This window comes from Paenibacillus stellifer, assembly GCF_000758685.1.
Classification (GTDB): Bacteria; Bacillota; Bacilli; order Paenibacillales; family Paenibacillaceae; genus Paenibacillus_AQ; species Paenibacillus_AQ stellifer.
This window is the reverse complement of the sequence record NZ_CP009286.1, coordinates 4,160,582-4,179,677: the sequence shown is the minus strand read 5'-3', so window position 1 is coordinate 4,179,677 and position 19,096 is coordinate 4,160,582. Positions and strand designations below refer to the sequence as shown.

Sequence of the window (19,096 nt, the reverse complement as noted above, 5' to 3'; positions counted from 1 at the left end):
AAATGATTCACAACTTAAAATAGTTTAGCATGCGCCATCTTAAAATGCAACATTAAAACCTCGCAATTTCGCACGGATTCTCTGAATAATCAGGCACCTCCTCCCGCACACTAGGACATAGAAGAAAGTCTATGCCATCTAAACCAGACAGGAGGCTTTTCACGAATGGAACTGGATCTGCGGCTGTACTCGGCGCGTACCGATTTGGCGATTGAATCCAAAGAGCTGGCTCAGGGGTTTGGCGGAAACCAGCCGATACCCGGAGTGGACGAACAAGTGGAGGAATCGGAGGGAATCAAAGTGACCCGGCTTGGCGTGAGATCGGAGGAAGGGGCGCAGAGAATCGGCCGGACCATCGGTAATTATGTCACTCTGGAGGTTCCTGGCCTGCGCGGCGGGGATTCGGGGCTGCAGGAGAAAGTATCGGAGGTGTTCGCCCGGGAGTTCGAGGCTTTTATGAAACGGATCGGAATCGGACAGGGCGCCTCTGTCCTGATCGTCGGGCTTGGCAACTGGAATGTGACACCTGACTCGCTGGGCCCGCTTGTCGTGGAGAACGCGCTGATTACCCGTCAGTTCTATGAGCTGATGCCCGACCAGGTGTCGCCGGGGTATCGCAATGTGAGCGCCATCGCTCCTGGCGTGCTGGGATTAACCGGAATTGAGTCGAGCGAAATCGTCCAGGGCATCGTGGACCGGACGAAGCCGGACGCCATTATCGCGATTGATGCTCTGGCTTCCCGGTCGCTGGAGCGGGTCAACACGACGATCCAGATTGCCGATATCGGCATCCATCCCGGCTCGGGGATCGGCAACAAGCGCCGTGGGCTGACCAAGGAGGTACTGGGCGTCCCCTGCATCGCGATCGGCGTGCCGACGGTCTGCTATGCTTCCACCATCGTCGGCAATGTGCTGGAGATGATGAAGAATCACTTCGGCGGAGCGGAAGGACGCTCCAAGCAGATTATGGGGCTGCTGGACAGCATCACCGAGCAGGAGCGGCTCGCCCTGGTCAAGGAAGTGCTGGAACCGCTCGGACATGATTTGATCGTGACGCCGAAGGAAATCGATGAATTCATCGAGGACATCGCGAACGTTGTGGCGACCGGATTGAACGCGGCGCTGCATGAGGCGGTCGACCCCGGGAATGCGGGAGCCTATACGCACTGAATGCCAGTTTCCCCTACGGATGAAGGTATTCGGCGCGGCGCTAGCATCCGGATTAATCATTTAATCAGTCTGGTCATAGAGCGGGCATGCGGCCCGTTCTATTTTTTGTGTACAGAGAATTGATAAGCGTATCCGAGCACCCTCGAAGTGCCTGAATTCACTTCACAGACGAAGCCTCCTTTGTGGGGCTATTTTTTTAATCTTCTTCCGGCGTTCTAGCTTCTCTCATTGCCTCATAGATTTGAAGTATAAGAGATTACAGAGAGCCTGAGGAGGACATAACGATAATGGACAGAAAATGGTTTCGCCTATGGAACTTCGCCCGGCTGCGCGCCAAAGCGCTGGAGGCGCTAGCGCTCGGCCGAACAATGCTGCTGCTTGCCTGCGGGTCCCTCGTATTCTTTCTGCTGCTGGGTGCCGGAGGAATGGCGGGTCAGAAGCTGGACAACTCTCCGCTGCCTTCCATGAAAGGATTGGCGGCATCCTTGTCCGCCGGTCTCTTCAAGGAATTGCTCGGGATGGAGGTTCCGCATCTGCCCGAAACGAAGGAGCCTTCCGCTCTCTCGGGCGAGAAGGTTACGAGCTTCGTCTTTCAGCTTCTGACGAGCGTGAACCCCGGCGATCCGAAGAGTCTTCTGTCCCGCGAGCTGCCCGGCATGGCGGCGGATGACGCCGTGCTGCTGCGAAGCGGCTCCGGCGGAACGCCCGGAGCCCCGGCCGACTACCATCCCGGACAAGATGGAGCCGCGGGAGAAACGGCCCAGCCGCAGGCGACTCCGCAGCCGCAGACGGGCGGCGGCAGCGAGGGAGACGGCACAGGCGGGGATAATGGCGAAGGCGCAGCGGCAGGCTCTCCCGCAGAGAGCGCGGCGCCCGAGCCATCGGCTTCGGCAGCCAACGGCAATGCGGATCAGCCCAATCAGCAAAATCAGGAAGGACAGGACAAGCGGATCATGATCTACCATTCCCATCCGCGGGAAGCCTATAATCCGCTGCTGAGCTTGCAGAGCGACAATCCGAGCTCCGCCGACCCCGACAAGAATGTGATGCTGGTAGGCTCGTATATTGCCCGGAGGCTGGAAGAACGGGGCATTGGCACCCTGCACACCGAAGATGATTATGCCACTGAGGTTGCGGATTACAACTGGAATTATTCCTATAAATATTCCCGGGCCACGGTGAAGGCGGCGATGAGCGAGCATGCAGGGATGACGGAGCTGATCGACATTCACCGTGACTCCCAGCGATATGACAAGACGACAACGGTGATTAACGGCAAATCCTACGCGCAGGTTTATTTTATCCTTGGACGCGCGAATAAGGACTGGAAGGAGAACGAGGCGTTCGCGAACAGCATCCACAAGCTGCTGGAGAAGAAATATCCAGGCTTGTCCCGGGGCATCTGGGGTAAATCGTCGGGCAAGGGCAATAATGGCGAATATAATCAATCGCTGTCTCCGACCAGCGTCCTGATCGAGGTTGGCGGCATTGACAACACGGAGGCCGAGCTGAAAGCTACAGCAGAGGTGCTGGCGGATGCCATCGCGGACCTGTATTGGAACAGCCATCAGGCGGAGAAAGCGAACGCGAAGACGGAAGACGGAACAGCCGGAGGCGGATCGGCGGGAGCGGAAGGCGGAGCGGGCGAGGCGAATTAGTCGATTGAATAAAGCGAATGAACGGCAGCTACGGATGCAGGGAGAGGGTGGGGACATGTCACATTTCGGAAAAAAGCTGGCGGCCTTCGGAATCTGGGCCGGAATCGGAATACTGGTAGGGATGCAGCTTGGCGGAACGGGCGGGAATTCCTCCTCACCCGTTCCCGGCTGGAATGTCATCTCCGGCACTGCCGCGAACACCGTTCCGGCGGCCGGAACCCAGAATAGCGGCGCCATTACCGGCTATCAGGTACAGAGCGATGGCAAAGGCGGATACGTCTATGTGCCGGTCACGCTTGTTCCGTCGTCGTCCGGCTCGGGACAGACGATCTATGTCCAGCAGCCGTCCGGCTCCGGGCAGGCTGCAATTCAGCAGCAGGCAGGAAGCGGCGGCTCCGCCGTCACGCAGCAGCCTGCGCAGGGCAGCAGCTCCGCAGCCACGATCCCGCAGCAACCGGTGCAGGGCAGCAGCTCCTCTGGCACGGTTCCGCAGCAACCGGTGCAGGGCAGCAGCTCCGCCGAAACGGCTCCGCAGCAGCCGATTGTCAGCCCCGGTTCGCTGACTCCCGGACAGATTCTGGTGCCGGATCAGCAGGAGCCCGCCATCGACGAGCTGGCGGACAAGACGGCCGGCATGCTTCAGAACGCTTCGCGCAAAGGCATCCGCTGGGTCGTCTCCCTGTTCGATTCCTCGCAGCAGCCTTAGTCTCTGAATCCGGCGTTGTCGCCGCTGACAGGGCACCAACATAAAATTCCTCAGCTCCCGCCGGATTGCTGGGTGGGACTTGTACTGCTATAATAAGGTGATTAACAACAGGCTGTCTGTGGGGGTAAGGAATGACTGACGTTCAGAAACGACAAGAAAAAATCCGCAATTTCTCGATAATTGCACATATAGACCATGGCAAGTCAACGCTTGCCGACCGGATTCTGGAATACACCGGGGCACTGAGCTCCCGTGAAATGCAGGATCAGGTGCTCGATCAGATGGATCTGGAGCGCGAGCGCGGCATTACGATCAAGCTGCAAGCGGTCCGGCTGTCTTACCGCGCGGACGACGGCGAAGAGTATCTGCTGAACCTGATCGATACGCCGGGACACGTCGACTTCACCTATGAGGTGTCGCGCAGTCTTGCGGCCTGCGAAGGCGCGCTACTCGTTGTTGACGCCGCCCAGGGCATCGAGGCCCAGACGCTGGCCAACGTCTATCTGGCGCTGGACAACAATCTGGAGATTCTGCCGGTCATCAACAAGATTGATCTTCCGAGCGCCGATCCCGAGCGGGTCAAGCAGGAGATCGAGGATGTTATCGGACTGGACGCCAGCGAGGCGGTGCTGGCATCCGCGAAGGCGGGCATCGGCATCAAGGAAATTCTGGAGCAGGTGGTCAAGCAGGTTCCGCCGCCAACCGGCGATCCCGATCAGCCGCTGAAGGCGCTGATCTTCGACTCCCACTATGATCCTTATAAAGGTGTTATCGTCTACGTCCGTGTTGTGGACGGCAGCATCCGGGCCGGCTCGAAGATCAAGATGATGGCGACCGACAAAACCTTCGAGGTTATCGAGGTTGGGGCATTCATGCCGCGGATGAGCATCGTGAACGAGCTTAATGTTGGCGATGTAGGCTTCATCGTAGCCGGCATCAAGCATGTCGGGGATACCCGGGTCGGCGATACCGTGACGGATGCGAAACATCCGACAGCCGAGCCGCTGCCCGGCTACCGCAAGATCAATCCGATGGTCTACTGCGGTCTGTATCCGATCGAGACCTCGGATTACAACGATCTGCGTGAAGCGCTGGAGAAGCTGCAACTGAATGACGCTTCCCTGAGCTTCGAGCCCGAGACGTCGAGCGCGCTCGGCTTCGGCTTCCGCTGCGGCTTCCTCGGACTGCTGCACATGGAGATCATTCAGGAGCGGATCGAGCGCGAGTTCAATCTTCCGTTGATCACGACGGCGCCGAGCGTTATCTACCGCATCAAGTTGACAAACGGAGAAATGATTGAGATCGACAACCCGTCGAACTATCCGGAGGTCGGCAAAATCGACTACGTTGAAGAGCCGTATGTCAAAGCGGGCATTATCGTGCCGAACGACTTCGTCGGCACAGTGATGGAGCTGTGCCAGAATAAGCGCGGCGAATTCGTCAACATGGAGTACCTCGATTCGAACCGGGTTACGATTACGTACGAAATTCCACTGTCCGAAATCGTCTATGACTTCTTCGACCAGCTGAAATCCGGTACGAAGGGCTATGCCTCCTTCGATTACGAGCTGTCGGGCTACCGGCAGTCGAATCTCGTGAAGATGGACATTCTGTTGAACGGCGAGCAGGTTGACGCCCTGTCGTTCATCGTGCATCGCGACCGCGCATACAACCGCGGACGCATCATCTGTGAGAAGCTGCGCGGCATCATCCCGCGCCAGATGTTCGAGGTGCCGATTCAGGCATCCGTCGGCACGAAGGTCGTCGCCCGCGAGACCGTCAAGGCGATGCGCAAGAACGTGCTTGCCAAGTGCTACGGCGGCGACATTTCGCGTAAGCGGAAGCTGCTGGAGAAGCAGAAGGAAGGCAAGAAGCGCATGAAGCAGGTCGGCAGCGTCGAGGTGCCGCAGGAAGCGTTCATGGCCGTGCTCAAGATCGACGAGTAGCACGATGTTTGAAGCGGTCGCCCTCTATTAACGGGCGCCGCAGTCTGAAGCCGGGTAATCCGGCATGAAGGCCTTAAGCAAGATTCGAAGTTGCCGGTACGTCGGCGTTAATATCGCAGCTTATTCCAGGGAAGCCGCCAGCGGCTTCCCTTTTCAAAATTATGGACCTTATCTATATCAAGGAGGACAGCTAGATGACAACTCATACAGACCGCACGGGCGCTCGTCCGCCTGAAGCGGTATATATTCATATTCCGTTCTGCACGAATAAATGTTTTTACTGCGATTTTAATTCCTATGTGCTGAAGGATCAGCCGGTCATGGATTATCTCCGCGCCCTGGACCGGGAGATGGAGCTGACAGTCTTGGAGAATCCGCCCGGCGAGATCAAGACTATATTTGTCGGGGGCGGTACGCCGACGGTGCTGAAGCCGGATGAGATGGCATATTTCCTGAAGTCGGTGAAAAGGCATTTTCCCAATTGGTCGGAGGATATTGAATTCTCGATGGAGGCCAATCCCGGCACAACCGATCCCGAGAAGCTGGCTGTGATGAGAGAAGGCGGCGTCAACCGGGTCAGCTTCGGCGTTCAGGCGTTTCAGAATGAGCTGCTGAGCGGAATCGGCCGGATTCACAATACAGATGATGTGTACCGCAGTCTGGAGAATGCCCGGGCCGCCGGGTTTGAGAATCTGTCGATCGACCTCATGTTCGGTCTGCCGAACCAGACGGTCGAGATGCTGGCAGGCAGCGTAAAGGCTGCATTGGCGCTCGGACTTCCCCATTATTCGATCTATAGCTTGAAGGTGGAAGAGAATACGCTGTTTCATACGCTGTACAACCGCAACCAGCTGCCGCTCCCGAACGAGGAGGATGAACTGGCGATGTACCTGCTGCTGATGGACTCCATGAGTGAGGCGGGATATGAGCAGTATGAAATCAGCAACTTCGCCAAGCCGGGGATGGGCAGCCGGCACAATATAACCTACTGGCTGAACGAGGATTATTACGGGCTAGGAGCGGGAGCTCACGGGTATGTCCGGCGGATGCGGCATATGAATGTAAAAGGCGTTAACGCCTACGTCGACGCGATCAAGAACGGACTGCCCCGCCTGCATGCGACTCCGGTAACCCGGGAAGAAGCGATGGAGGATTTCATGATGGTGGGCCTCCGGATGCTGGAGGGCGTGCAGACCGTGGCTTTCCGGGAGCAATTCGGAGTGGCAATGGAGGATATTTTCGGACAGCAGCTGCATAAGATGACGAGTGCCGGCCTCCTTGAGAAAGAAGGCGCCGTGTATCGGCTCAGCCGCCAGGGAATTTTGTTCGGGAACGATGTGTTTGGGGAATTTGTAGGCGTGTTAACAGAAGTTTGATTTACAATGCTAATTTTTAAAATAAACGCTTGAATCCTCATTCACGATGATGTATATTTATTCATAGTTATTTGATGGAGGAGTGAAGACAGTGATAACCAAGTCGCAACCCAAACCCGTAGAGACCGAGTCCGCCACGGCCATCGTGTGCAGAAAGGCTATTCTGGAGGACGTTGAACCGCTGGCCCAGATGATCGAGGAGTATGCTGAGCGCGGGATTATGCTGCCCCGTTCACGCAAGGTGCTGGAACGGCAGATCGATCAGTTCGTTGTTGCGGAGATCGACGGTAGGGTAGTTGGTTGCGGGTCGCTGTGCCGTCTGGGCACCGATCTGGTTGAAATTCGCTCTCTCGGCCTTCGGGATGAATGCAAGCGCATGGGCATCGGCTCCATGATTGTGGAAGAACTGATCAAGGAAGCCCAGCACCAGCAGATTCCGAAGATTATGGCGCTGACGTATGCAGTGAACTTCTTCGTGAAGAACGGCTTCTCCGTGGTCGATAAAGAAGTGTTCCCGGAGAAAGTATGGACGGACTGCGTGAACTGCTCCAAGCAGAATGCTTGCGATGAAATCGCCGTATTGAAAATGATCTAAGTGAATGGATGAACACAGCCGCTTGTCTGTTAGCGCATGCTAACGGTCAGGCGGCTTTTTGGCTTGTGCTTTTTCACAGGATTGTGGATCTTTTCAACTGGCTTGAAGCTTTCAATGGGTAATAACATGTAGAAAGGACAACCTAAGTTTCAAGCAGGGTAGAGATACCGAATGGAGGGGATGGAATGGAATTTTACCGAAGGAGCACAGCGGAAGTGCTCGAGCAGGTGAAGAGCGATAGCGGAGGGCTTTCCGGCTGGGAAGCTCGCGCCAGACTGGAGCGGGATGGCTATAATGAGCTGAAGGGAAGGGAGCGCGTCCCGGTCTGGAAGCTTTTTCTGGAAAATTTCAAGGACCCGCTCGTAATCGTGCTGCTGGTGGCTGCCGCTGTTCAAGCCGTGCTCGGGCATCTGGTTGAAACCTTGATTATCGTCTTCGTTCTGGTGCTGAATGCCGTAATCAGCGTCGTGCAGACCCAGAAGGCGGAGAGCTCGCTGGATGCCTTGAAGCAGCTGGCGGCCCCCGAGGCCAAAGCCATCCGAGACGGTGTGACTGTGCGGATTCCGGCGCGTGAGCTGGTGAAGGGCGATGTGGTCATCCTGGAGGCCGGTGACTATGTGCCTGCGGACGGACGGGTGCTTACAGGCGAAAGCCTCAAGGCGGAGGAAGGCATGCTCACCGGAGAATCGGAGGCCGCAGAGAAGCAGTCCGGAGTTATTGAGGAGGAGGTTCCGCTCGGGGACCGGAGCAATATGGTGTTCAGCGGCTCGCTCATCGTCTATGGCCGGGGAAGCTTCGTGGTGACCGGGACCGGAGGAGATACCGAAATCGGAAAGATCGCCGGTCTGATCGAAAGCGCGGAAGCGAAGGCTACCCCTCTGCAGCGCAAGCTGGAGAGCTTCGGAAAAAGGCTCGGTCTCGTCATTCTGGTGCTGTGCATACTGATCTTCGGCATCGAAGCACTGCGAGCTTGGCTGTCGAGAGGTGAAGCGGATTTGACGGCAGGCGTTCTGGACGCGCTGATGTTCGCTGTGGCGGTCGCCGTCGCCGCTATTCCGGAGGCCCTGTCCTCGATCGTGACGATCGTTCTCTCGGTCGGCACGAACCAGATGGCGAAGCAGCATGCGATCATCCGCAGACTGCCCGCTGTGGAAGCGCTAGGTTCCGCCAGCGTCATCTGTACCGACAAGACCGGCACCCTGACCCAGAATAAAATGACGGTGGTGGATTATTTTTTGCCCCGTACCGAAAGAGAGCTGTTCCCCGAGAATCACAAGGAATGGTCGACCGGTGAGCGGCGTCTGCTGCATATCGCTGTATTGTGCAATGACTCCCACATTAATGAGGAGGGAAAAGCGCTCGGCGATCCGACGGAGGTCGCGCTGATCGCCTTCAGCGGCAGCAAGAACAAGGATTACCGGGAAATCCGCGACAGCTTCCCTCGGGAGGCGGAGATCCCTTTTGACTCCGACCGGAAGCTAATGTCCACCGTGCATTCCTTCGACGGTCAGCGGACCTTGCTGACAAAAGGCGGACCTGATGTCCTGTTCGGACGATGCGACTACGTGCTGCTGAACGAAGACACTGTGCCGCTGACCGATGAGCTTCGGGCGGAGTTCATGCTGGCCAATGAGGAGTTCTCGGGACGCGCCTTGCGTGTGCTGGCCTATGCCTACAAACATATCGAAGACGGAGCTGTCGGGACCGGGGATGAGCAGCATCTCATCCTGGTCGGTCTGACGGCAATGATCGATCCTCCGCGCGAGGAGGTATACGATTCGATTGCGGATGCAAATAAAGCTGGCATCCGGACGATTATGATCACCGGGGACCACAAGACCACCGCACAAGCTATCGGACGGGATATCGGTCTTATGTCGGAGCATGATATTGCGGTCACTGGCAGGGAACTGGACGGAATGTCCGATGAGGAGCTTGAGAAGAGACTTGAGTCGATCGGCGTATACGCCCGGGTATCCCCCGAGAACAAGATCCGCATTGTTCGGGCATGGCAGCATAGAGGTGCCATAACAGCGATGACGGGAGACGGCGTCAACGACGCTCCGGCGCTCAAGCAGGCCGATATCGGTGTGGCTATGGGCAGCGGAACGGATGTCGCCAAGGATTCGGCGGCGATGATCCTGACCGATGACAACTTCGTATCGATTGTCAAAGCGGTTGGCGTCGGGCGCACTGTTTTTGACAACATCAAGAAGGCCATTGCCTATCTGTTCGCCGGGAACCTGGGAGCGATTATCGCGATTCTGGTCGCTCTTGTCCTGAATTGGATCAATCCCTTTACGGCAATTCAGCTTCTCTTCATTAACCTGGTCAACGATTCGCTGCCTGCCATCGCTCTGGGGATGGAGAAGGCTGAGCCGGATGTCATGCGGCGCAAGCCCCGCGACATTAAGGAAGGCATCTTCGCCGGAGGAACGCTCCGGGTCGTCATTGTGCGCGGTCTGCTGATCGGCGGGGCGGTGATCATCTCCCAGTATATCGGCATGCAGCATTCCGAGGAAATGAGCGTCGCCATGGCGTTCTCCACGCTCATTCTGGCCCGGACCCTTCAGACCTTCGCGGCCCGCTCCAACTCGCAGACTGCATTCCAGGCAGGCTTCTTCAGCAACCGGTACGTTGCCGGGGCGGTTATTCTATGTCTGTGTCTGTATGGGTTCACCGTTCTGCCGGGCGTACGCCGCTTCTTCTCCATACCGGAGCAGTTCGGGCTTGAGCACGGCCTTACAGCAGCCGGACTCGCTCTGGCGGCCGTTATTCTGATGGAGCTGATCAAGTTCGCGGGTAATGCCGCGCGGCGTACCAAGGCCATGACTTCCTGAAGATTCCGGTGCAGGGATATTCCTGTTGCAAGCTAATCATACGTGCGGCGTCCACCGAGGGCGCCGGCGTTACTTTCATAAAGCCTGCAAAATCCTCCCGGATTGACAGTCCGTTTACTTGACAATGCTCCCGCCCTTTTGGTATTTTTGTAATAGCGGTTAGCACTCAACTGTGACGAGTGCTAACGAACATCTTCGCAGGCGGTTAGGAGGGGGACATAATGTTAAGCGAACGCCAGAGAATGATACTGAATGCCATCGTGGACGATTATATTCGCTCGGCCGAGCCGGTTGGGTCGCGCAGCATTTCCAAGCGCGGCGATGTCAAGTACAGTCCCGCGACCATCCGCAACGAAATGGCCGATCTGGAAGAGCTTGGCTTTCTGGAACAACCGCATACTTCGGCAGGGCGTATTCCCTCGCACAAGGGCTACCGGTACTATGTAGACCATCTGGTTCCGTGGAGCTCTCTTGATCTCAGCGAGACGAAGACGATCCGGGCTTTCTTCGCCGAGAAGCTGAATGCCACCGAGCAGCTGATCCAGCATGCGGCCCTGATTCTATCCAATATGACGAATTACACTTCCATCCTTCTGGGACCGGAGGTTTTTCATACTTCCCTGCGGCATTTTCAACTGCTGCCGCTGGACGACCGGACCGCGGTCGCGATTATCGTGACCAGCACCGGACAGGTTGAGAACCGGAAGGTGAACATCCCTCCGGAAATTTCGATCTCTGAAATGGAGAAGGTAGTCAACCTGCTCAACAGCAAGCTGATCGGTGTGCCGCTCTACAAGCTGAAGAGCCGCCTCTATTCGGAGCTCGGCCAGGAAATGCAGCGCCACATCTCGCACTACGAGGAACTCATGCAGATGCTGGACACGGCCTTCGACAGCGATTCGGAGCCGCGCGTCTATCTCAGCGGCGCGACCAACATGCTGATTCAGCCGGAATTCAGGGATGTCGAGAAGGTTAAGGATATCCTTGATTTGCTGGAGGAGACGCCGACACTGCTCAAGATGCTCGATCCCGCCGCCTACGGCAGCGGCATCCAGGTGCGTATCGGTACCGAGAACAAACATGAAGCCTTTGCGGACTGCAGCCTGATCACCGCGACGTATTCCATTGACGGCGAAGCGGTCGGCAGCATCGGGATTCTGGGTCCGACCCGGATGGAGTACGCGAGGGTTATGAGAATTTTGGGCGTTTTGTCCCGAGATTTGACAGAGCTGCTGGGACATTGGTATAAGTGAGGTTAGTGCATACCGATTGCCGTCAGTATTTTAAGGAGGTGAACAGACTTGAAAGAGGAACAGGTTCAAGATTCGGGCGTGAACGAAGAGATTATCGAAGAAAACGCCATTAATGAGGAGAGCGCGGCCGAGCAGGCCGAAGCTGCCGTTAATAATGATAATGAAACTGCCGGAGCAGGCGAGATCAAGCGCCTGCAGGAGCTTGCCGACGAATATCAGGCGCGCGTCCTGCGCGTACAAGCCGACTATGACAATTTCCGCCGGCGCACCCTGAAAGAGAAGGAAGATCTGGCGCAGTATGCCACATCCAAGCTGGTGACGGAGCTGCTGCCGGTGCTGGACAACTTCGAACGGGCGCTGGCTACGGCCCCGGGCGGAGAGGAAGGCGACGCGTTCACCAAAGGCGTGAATATGATCTTCCGCCAGCTGGAAGGAGCGTTGAAGTCCGAAGGGCTTACTCCTATGGAGACGGTGGGACAACCGTTCAATCCGGAATTCCATCAGGCGATCATGCAGGTAGAGAGCGATGAGCATGAAGAAGGCATCGTGACGGAGGAAGTTCAGAAGGGCTATATGCTCAAGAGCAAAGTGCTTCGTCCCGCCATGGTTAAAGTCAGCATGTAAACTGCTTATTGCAAACATCAATATCGCCGGAGCTTTCCGGCGATATTGATGTGAGCATTTTGCATAAATTCATGGAGCAATCTTCAAACAACAATATAGAGATCAGAATGATTGTATCTGTCTATATATTGCACCATCCAGCGTTTCGATTCGAGTATCTCATCACAATAACTTTTAGGAGGTTTACCAAAGTGAGCAAAGTTATCGGTATCGACCTTGGAACCACGAACTCTTGCGTGGCTGTAATGGAAGGCGGCGAAGCCGTCGTTATCCCTAACCCTGAAGGTGCGCGTACAACCCCTTCGGTTGTAGGCTTCAAGAAGGACGGCGAGCGCATCGTCGGCGAAACAGCGAAGCGCCAGGCTATCACGAACCCGGACCGCACGATCATCTCGATCAAGCGTCATATGGGCTCCAACCATAAGGAAAACATCGACGACAAAGAATATTCCCCTCAGGAAATTTCGGCGATGATTCTGCAGAAGCTGAAATCCGATGCGGAAGCCTACCTCGGCCAGACGGTCACCCAGGCGGTTATCACGGTTCCGGCTTACTTTAACGACAGCCAGCGCCAGGCAACCAAGGACGCGGGCAAAATCGCAGGTCTCGAAGTTCTCCGTATCGTCAACGAGCCTACGGCTGCCGCGCTTGCTTACGGTCTGGAGAAATCCGAAGATCAGACAATCCTGGTCTATGACCTTGGCGGCGGTACGTTCGACGTATCGATCCTGGAACTGGGCGACGGCTTCTTCGAAGTTAAGGCGACCAGCGGCGACAACCGTCTGGGCGGCGATGACTTCGACCAGAAGATTATCGACTTCCTCGTTGCCGAGTTCAAGAAAGAACAGGGCATCGATCTCAGCAAGGACAAAGCGGCTGTACAGCGTCTGAAGGACGCTGCCGAGAAAGCGAAGAAAGAACTGTCCGGCGTACTTACCACAACCGTCTCCCTGCCGTTCATCACCGTTGTAGACGGCGTGCCGCAGCACTTGGAAGTTAACCTTACCCGCGCGAAGTTCGACGAGCTGACTGCTGATCTCGTAGAACGCACGCTGGGACCAACCCGCCAGGCGCTGAGCGACGCAGGCATGACGCCTGCCGATCTCGACAAGATCGTACTGGTCGGCGGTTCGACTCGTATCCCTGCCGTTCAGGAAGCCATCAAGAAGCTGACCGGCAAAGAGCCTCACAAGGGCGTTAACCCTGACGAAGTCGTAGCGCTGGGCGCTGCCGTTCAGGCCGGCGTACTGACAGGCGACGTCAAGGATGTCGTGCTGCTTGACGTAACTCCGCTGTCCCTCGGTATCGAAACAGCAGGCGGCGTATTCACGAAGATGATCGACCGCAACACGACGATCCCGACGAGCAAATCGCAGGTGTTCTCCACGTTCGCGGACAACCAGCCGAGCGTTGAGATTCACGTCCTGCAAGGCGAACGCCAGATGGCTAACGGCAACAAGACGCTGGGACGCTTCATGCTGAGCGACATTCCGCCGGCTCCGCGCGGCGTACCGCAAATTGAAGTTACCTTTGACATCGACGCCAACGGTATCGTTAACGTATCCGCTACCGACAAGGGCACCGGCAAGAGCCAGAAGATCACGATCACATCCTCCGGCGGCTTGAGCGATTCCGATATCGAACAGATGATGAAGGACGCCGAGCTGCATGCGGAAGAAGACCGCAAGCGCAAGGAACTGGTTGAAGCGAAGAACAACGCTGACCAGCTCGTATACTCCACCGACAAGGTCATCAAGGATCTGGGCGACAAGGTCGATGCTTCCGAGATCGAGAAGGCGAACCAGGCCAAGGACAAGGTCAAGACAGCGCTGGAATCCGACAACCTCGACGAGATCAACGCGGCTACGGCCGAGCTGACCGAAATCGTGCAGCAGCTGTCCGTAAAGCTCTACGAGCAAGCGGCTCAGGCCCAGCAGGGAGCCGAAGGCGCGGCTGACGCCGGTGCAGGCGCTGGCGCCAATAAGGACAATGTAGTCGACGCGGATTACGAAGTGGTTGACGACGAGAAGAATCAAGGATAAAGTTAAACGACAAGGCAGTGCTCAGGGAAGGTCAAAACCGGGTCATCCCGCGTTTTGGCTTTCCTTTTAATATGTAATAAGGGAAATGGATAGTTCGTTCCCGTACGGAGGTGAAGGCAGTGGCAGACAAACGCGATTATTACGAGGTGCTCGGCATTGACAAGAGCGCGTCGGACGATGAGATCAAGAAGGCGTACCGCAAGCTCGCCCGTCAGTATCATCCCGACGTGAACAAGGCCAGCGACGCCGAGGCCAAGTTTAAGGAAGTGAAGGAAGCCTACGACGTGCTGAGCGATCCGCAGGCGCGGGCGAGATATGACCAGTACGGACACATCGACCCGAACCAGGGAATGGGCGGCGGCTTCGGCGGCGGCGGAGATTTCGGCGGTCTTGGCGATATCTTCGACATGTTCTTCGGCGGCGGCGGACGGCGCGATCCCAACGCTCCGCAGCGCGGCAATGATTTGCAGTATACGATGACCATTGAATTCAAGGAAGCGGTGTTCGGCAAAGAGAGCGACATCACGATTCCGCGCACCGAGACTTGCGACACCTGCTTCGGTTCCGGGGCGAAGCCCGGAACGAAGCCGACCGTCTGCTCCGTCTGCCATGGCAGCGGCCAGCAGGAAGTCGTGCAGAATACGCCGCTTGGCCGGATGGTGAACCGCAGACCATGCTCCAACTGTAACGGCACCGGCAAAATCATCAAAGAGAAGTGCACGACCTGTTCCGGCCAGGGCCGCGTCAAGAAGCAGCGGAAGATCCATGTCCGCATTCCGGCGGGCGTAGACGATGGCGCACAGCTGCGGATGAACGGGGAAGGCGAAGGCGGCCTGCGCGGCGGTCCTTCCGGCGACCTGTACATCGTGATCCGCGTCAAGCCGCATGATTTCTTCATCCGGGAGAACGACGACATTCTGTGCGAGGTTCCGCTGACCTTCGCCCAGGCGGCGCTCGGGGACGAAATCGAAATTCCGACCTTGACCGAGAAGGTCAAGCTGAAGATTCCTTCCGGCACCCAGACCGGCACGTTCTTCCGCCTGAAGGGCAAGGGCGTTCCGCATCTTCGCGGCTCCGGCACAGGCGATCAGCATGTCCGGGTGATCGTCGTGACGCCGAGCAAGCTGAGCGAGGAACAGAAGGATCTGCTGCGCCAGTTCGCGTCCTTTGACGGCGAGAACACGCATGAGCAGGGACAGTCCTTCTTCGACCGGATGAAGCGGGCGTTCCGCGGGGATTGATCCGTTATAACGCTTTAAACCAGAGAGCAGTCTCTCCTATGAAGGAGGGGCTGTTTTTTGCATGTTATTTTCCATACAGGATGAAATGATGCCGCGCCGGGTTGCACAAAAATCAAAAACATGCTGAAATAAGGATATTATTCCCAAGGGATGGTGAGAATTTGAAGAAATTCTTGTTGGTTATTCCTGGTCTTTTTTTGTTTACGGCTGTTTGGGGACAGGGGTTGAATTCCGCCGTATCGGCAGCAGTCGAAAAGCCAAATTTTTATCAGTTGGAAAACTATGTGATTCCCGAGAGCAGCAAGGTTGTTCTAACGGAGCAGGATGTTTACGAATTATCCCCTTATAAGTTGAATTATGCGAGAAATGAGATCTATGCAAGGCATGGCTACATATTCAAGGACGCGGACTATTCGGCTTATTTTTCCGAGAAATCATGGTACAAGAAAAATCCCGCTTTCAATGAAAGCCTGCTGTCCGGCGTGGAGAAGAAAAACCTCCAATTTCTCAAAGCCTATTCCGACAAGCTGAAGGCAAACTTCAAAAAAGTCGAGGGTATGAAGACAACACTGGATTTGAACGGTGACGGCAAAAAAGACACGGTTACGCTGAAAAGTACGGCAGGCGGCGATAGCTATACGCTTACAGTCAATAAATCTTCCGTGTCCGGCACAGGTGATAATCTGGATGGCGTCATGTATATCTGCGATCTGGATTCAAAGGATAAGTATAAAGAAATCGCAATTACGGAATCCGGACCGAGCGATGATTATTCCACGTATTTTTATTCCTATAACGGCAGAAAGCTTATTTATATGGGTCGGGTTCAAGGCGCAGAGCATGTCATCAAGGTGAACGGTTCGGGGAAGCTGGTCACAAAAACAAGAGGCGACATCCTTCAAACCTGGTTCTATTCCGATGAATACAGTCTCTCCGCGAGTCGGAAGCTTGTTCACATCCCTCGGACCTACTATAAAATGAACACCATCGTAACCGTCAAAAAACAGCTAAAGCTGCAAAAATCACCGACCAATTCAGGCACCGCCGCCATACTCAAGGGTGGAGAAAAAGCGGTCATTACCGAAACGGACAATCAAAAATGGTGTGCGGTTGTGACCAAAGACGGCGTGAAGGGATGGGTTGCGGTCAGCGGCTTTTCCCGTATTAACGGCATTGAGGCTTCGGAGTATTTTGACGGTCTAAGCTATGCAGATTAATGTTATATAAATTAACGTACCATCCGGTTAAATCGACAAAATGTTATTAGATCTTACATTTTTCTTGTTGACAATGACATGGTTTTCTCTATAATGAGTAATAAGCGGCGGGTAACGATGTTTTAATTCAATCTTATGTAACTTATGATGACATTATATTAGCAGCAGAGGTGTTACCGTAGATGATTACTTCCGCCGGTCAATGGAAACAGGATATTCTCAGGATTTACAATGAAATCAACAAGAAGCTGTTTAACACCGGTGTCAGACAGCAGAAGGTCGATTTTGTCGGAAACAAGATCATCATTTTATCCATCAACAGCCGGGTCCCAGTACTTAAGGTATTGGATACCCATAACGCTTCCGCAGGCCGGGAAATCAATCTGGTGCTGCACGAGGTGTTCAAGCGTGAAATCAGGCAGGCGTTTATGGATGAATTTCAATTGAATATCAAGGCCGTTCTGAAAGATTATGATGTGGAGACCGAATATTCCGGTACGATCATAATTTTGGAGAAGGACTTGGAGCATTATCTGAACGTTACGTTGGAACTCTAGGACAAACGAGAGCCGACCTGCCGTCAGTTTCGGACATTAGCCATAGGGCTGTGTCTTAAACTGGCGGCTTTTTTATTATCTGCTGATGCTGAATAGTTGTGCTGCGAACTCAAAATGAATCAGGAGGATGAACAGATGAAGACCAAGATTGAAATTGCCGGAGTAAGCAAATGGTTCCGCCGTGACGGGAAGGAAATTGCGGCCATGCAGGAGACCAATCTCAGCATTGAGGAAGGCAGATTTGTCAGCATAATTGGCCCGAGCGGTTGCGGTAAATCCACGCTTTTCAACATCATCGCCGGGTTGACTCCTCCATCTACCGGCCGCGTACTGGCGGACGGGGAGGATATCGTCGGGAAGACGGGACATGTGGGTTATATGCTGCAAAAAGATATGCTTCTGCCGTGGAGAACGATCCTGGACAACATCATCCTTGGCATGGAAATCCGCGGAGTTCCGCGCAAGGACGCGGTGGCCCGTGCCCAGCCGCTCATGGACCGTTACGGACTCAAAGGGTTTGGCGGCCATTATCCGGCGGAGCTCTCCGGGGGAATGCGGCAGCGGGCGGCGCTGCTGCGGACCTTGCTGTATGACAGAGATATCATCCTGCTGGACGAGCCATTCGGCGCGCTTGATGCCCAAACCCGGCTTACGATGCAGAACTGGCTGCTGGAAATCTGGGAGGATTTCCGCAAGACGGTGCTGTTCGTTACCCATGATATTGACGAAGCGATTTACCTCTCCGATGACATCTACGTCTTCTCGGGGCGGCCGGGAAGAATTATTTCCAAAATCTCGGTGGATATGCCGCGCCCGCGTCATATGGAGGATACCGTATCCGCTTCTTTTATGGAGCTTAAAGCCCATCTGCTTGATTTGCTGTCGGACAACGGGACAAAGCGGGCGGAGCATATATCGTAAGTGCGGACAAGTGCTGCGGACAAGCTGGATGAAACATAACTAAAGGGGGAGAACAGGATGGAGAGTGTACAGAAGAAAGGGTATGTCATTCATAATTTCGAAGCGGCGGACAGCGCGCCTGCCTTGAAGCAGGAGACGAAGCAGCCGACGCCTTTCGTTCAGGATGAAGAGGCGTTGGAACGGCGGAACAAGCGGCTGATCAGTATCGGAAGGCTGGCGGTGGCGCTGCTGACGGTGCTTCTCTGGGAAGGGTTAACCCGCATCGGCTGGATGGATGCCTATTATTGGAGCAGTCCGAGCCGCATCCTCAGCACGACCTGGACGCAGATCACGGAGGGCACACTGCTGGAGGATATCGCCTACACCTCCGGTTCGACGATTCTCGGTTTTGTCGGCGGGACTGTCCTGGGCTCCTTGCTCGGCCTGTCGTTCTGGTGGTCGCGGAAGTTCGCCGGCATCTTCGAGCCGTTCCTGATCCTGCTTAATGCGATGCCTAAGCTGGCGCTTGCTCCGGTATTAGTTATTCTGTTGGGTATCGGCTTTTTCTCCAAAGTAGCGCTGGCATTCACCATGACGGTCATCGTCGCCGCCTTGTCAGCACACAGCGGAGTGCAGAGTGTGGACAAGGATATGGAGAAGCTGATGTACTCCCTTGGCGCGAAACGTCGTCAGGTTTTTACCAAGGTGGTCATACCCTGGGCCATGCCCTGGATGATTAGCAGCCTGCGGATCAATATTGCCCTGTCGCTGGCCGGTGCGATTGTCGGCGAGTTTATCGCTTCCAGCCATGGTATCGGACGGATGGTCATTTATGCCGGAACCATTCTCGATATTAATCTGGTCTGGGTCGGCGTAGTGGTCTTGTCGGTACTCTCCATGGTGATGTATATGGGAGTTGTCCTGCTGGAGAAATGGCTGTCCAAAGGTTATGGAGTGAAAAAGGTTTAGCA

Annotated in this window: 15 protein-coding genes; all 15 read left to right on the top strand. The window is 55.4% G+C overall.

Annotation, left to right across the window (positions count from 1 at the left end; all coding sequences use genetic code 11):
- Positions 1-165 precede the first annotated feature (165 nt).
- The 15 genes from gpr (at position 166) to PSTEL_RS19220 (ending at position 19,094) form a co-directional block, all read left to right on the top strand.
- Positions 166-1,170: a GPR endopeptidase gene (gene gpr / locus PSTEL_RS19290; protein ID WP_038697848.1), complete on the top strand. Its 1,005-nt coding sequence runs from the start codon at positions 166-168 to the stop codon at positions 1,168-1,170.
- A 287-nt stretch (positions 1,171-1,457) separates the two neighbouring features.
- Entirely contained in the window at positions 1,458-2,828 is a 1,371-nt protein-coding gene (locus PSTEL_RS19285; RefSeq protein ID WP_038697846.1) for a stage II sporulation protein P, read from the top strand.
- 55 nt (positions 2,829-2,883) lie between these two features.
- Entirely contained in the window at positions 2,884-3,534 is a 651-nt protein-coding gene (locus tag PSTEL_RS19280) for a hypothetical protein (protein WP_038697844.1), read from the top strand.
- 131 nt (positions 3,535-3,665) lie between these two features.
- Positions 3,666-5,480 (top strand): translation elongation factor 4, encoded by a 1,815-nt coding sequence (gene lepA, locus PSTEL_RS19275; protein WP_038697842.1) that lies wholly within the window; start codon positions 3,666-3,668, stop codon positions 5,478-5,480.
- 194 nt (positions 5,481-5,674) lie between these two features.
- Complete coding sequence (gene hemW, locus PSTEL_RS19270) at positions 5,675-6,856, top strand: radical SAM family heme chaperone HemW (protein ID WP_038697840.1); 1,182 nt, start codon at positions 5,675-5,677, stop codon at positions 6,854-6,856.
- Positions 6,857-6,947: 91 nt separating this feature from the next.
- Positions 6,948-7,451 carry an N-acetyltransferase gene (locus tag PSTEL_RS19265; protein WP_281176722.1) on the top strand — a complete coding sequence of 168 codons (504 nt, stop codon included), beginning with the start codon at positions 6,948-6,950 and terminating at the stop codon, positions 7,449-7,451.
- 185 nt (positions 7,452-7,636) lie between these two features.
- Positions 7,637-10,291 (top strand): cation-translocating P-type ATPase, encoded by a 2,655-nt coding sequence (locus PSTEL_RS19260; protein WP_038697838.1) that lies wholly within the window; start codon positions 7,637-7,639, stop codon positions 10,289-10,291.
- Between the two features lie 221 nt (positions 10,292-10,512).
- Positions 10,513-11,544, top strand: coding sequence for a heat-inducible transcriptional repressor HrcA (gene hrcA, locus PSTEL_RS19255; RefSeq protein WP_038697836.1), 1,032 nt, complete (start codon positions 10,513-10,515; stop codon positions 11,542-11,544).
- 48 nt (positions 11,545-11,592) lie between these two features.
- Entirely contained in the window at positions 11,593-12,168 is a 576-nt protein-coding gene (gene grpE / locus PSTEL_RS19250; protein WP_038697834.1) for a nucleotide exchange factor GrpE, read from the top strand.
- A gap of 191 nt (positions 12,169-12,359) precedes the next feature.
- On the top strand, positions 12,360-14,210 hold the full coding sequence (gene dnaK / locus PSTEL_RS19245) for a molecular chaperone DnaK (protein ID WP_038697832.1): 1,851 nt from the start codon (positions 12,360-12,362) through the stop codon (positions 14,208-14,210).
- A 119-nt stretch (positions 14,211-14,329) separates the two neighbouring features.
- Positions 14,330-15,451 (top strand): molecular chaperone DnaJ, encoded by a 1,122-nt coding sequence (gene dnaJ, locus PSTEL_RS19240; protein ID WP_038697830.1) that lies wholly within the window; start codon positions 14,330-14,332, stop codon positions 15,449-15,451.
- A 272-nt stretch (positions 15,452-15,723) separates the two neighbouring features.
- Positions 15,724-16,668 carry a YARHG domain-containing protein gene (locus PSTEL_RS19235; RefSeq protein WP_169744609.1) on the top strand — a complete coding sequence of 315 codons (945 nt, stop codon included), beginning with the start codon at positions 15,724-15,726 and terminating at the stop codon, positions 16,666-16,668.
- 182 nt (positions 16,669-16,850) lie between these two features.
- Positions 16,851-17,225, top strand: coding sequence for a Na-translocating system protein MpsC family protein (locus PSTEL_RS19230; protein ID WP_179944907.1), 375 nt, complete (start codon positions 16,851-16,853; stop codon positions 17,223-17,225).
- Positions 17,226-17,360: 135 nt separating this feature from the next.
- Complete coding sequence (locus tag PSTEL_RS19225) at positions 17,361-18,146, top strand: ABC transporter ATP-binding protein (protein ID WP_038697826.1); 786 nt, start codon at positions 17,361-17,363, stop codon at positions 18,144-18,146.
- Between the two features lie 57 nt (positions 18,147-18,203).
- Positions 18,204-19,094 (top strand): ABC transporter permease, encoded by an 891-nt coding sequence (locus tag PSTEL_RS19220; protein ID WP_038697824.1) that lies wholly within the window; start codon positions 18,204-18,206, stop codon positions 19,092-19,094.
- The last annotated feature ends 2 nt before the right edge of the window (positions 19,095-19,096 follow it).

What these genes read in the sequence shown, in the direction of transcription:
- gpr (WP_038697848.1), top strand. Translation starts at nt 166, where the DNA reads ATGGAACTGGATCTGCGGCTGTACTCGGCGCGTACCGATTTGGCGATT.
- PSTEL_RS19285 (WP_038697846.1), top strand. Translation starts at nt 1,458, where the DNA reads ATGGACAGAAAATGGTTTCGCCTATGGAACTTCGCCCGGCTGCGCGCC.
- PSTEL_RS19280 (WP_038697844.1), top strand. Translation starts at nt 2,884, where the DNA reads ATGTCACATTTCGGAAAAAAGCTGGCGGCCTTCGGAATCTGGGCCGGA.
- lepA (WP_038697842.1), top strand. Translation starts at nt 3,666, where the DNA reads ATGACTGACGTTCAGAAACGACAAGAAAAAATCCGCAATTTCTCGATA.
- hemW (WP_038697840.1), top strand. Translation starts at nt 5,675, where the DNA reads ATGACAACTCATACAGACCGCACGGGCGCTCGTCCGCCTGAAGCGGTA.
- PSTEL_RS19260 (WP_038697838.1), top strand. Translation starts at nt 7,637, where the DNA reads ATGGAATTTTACCGAAGGAGCACAGCGGAAGTGCTCGAGCAGGTGAAG.
- hrcA (WP_038697836.1), top strand. Translation starts at nt 10,513, where the DNA reads ATGTTAAGCGAACGCCAGAGAATGATACTGAATGCCATCGTGGACGAT.
- PSTEL_RS19230 (WP_179944907.1), top strand. Translation starts at nt 16,851, where the DNA reads ATGATTACTTCCGCCGGTCAATGGAAACAGGATATTCTCAGGATTTAC.
- PSTEL_RS19225 (WP_038697826.1), top strand. Translation starts at nt 17,361, where the DNA reads ATGAAGACCAAGATTGAAATTGCCGGAGTAAGCAAATGGTTCCGCCGT.
- PSTEL_RS19220 (WP_038697824.1), top strand. Translation starts at nt 18,204, where the DNA reads ATGGAGAGTGTACAGAAGAAAGGGTATGTCATTCATAATTTCGAAGCG.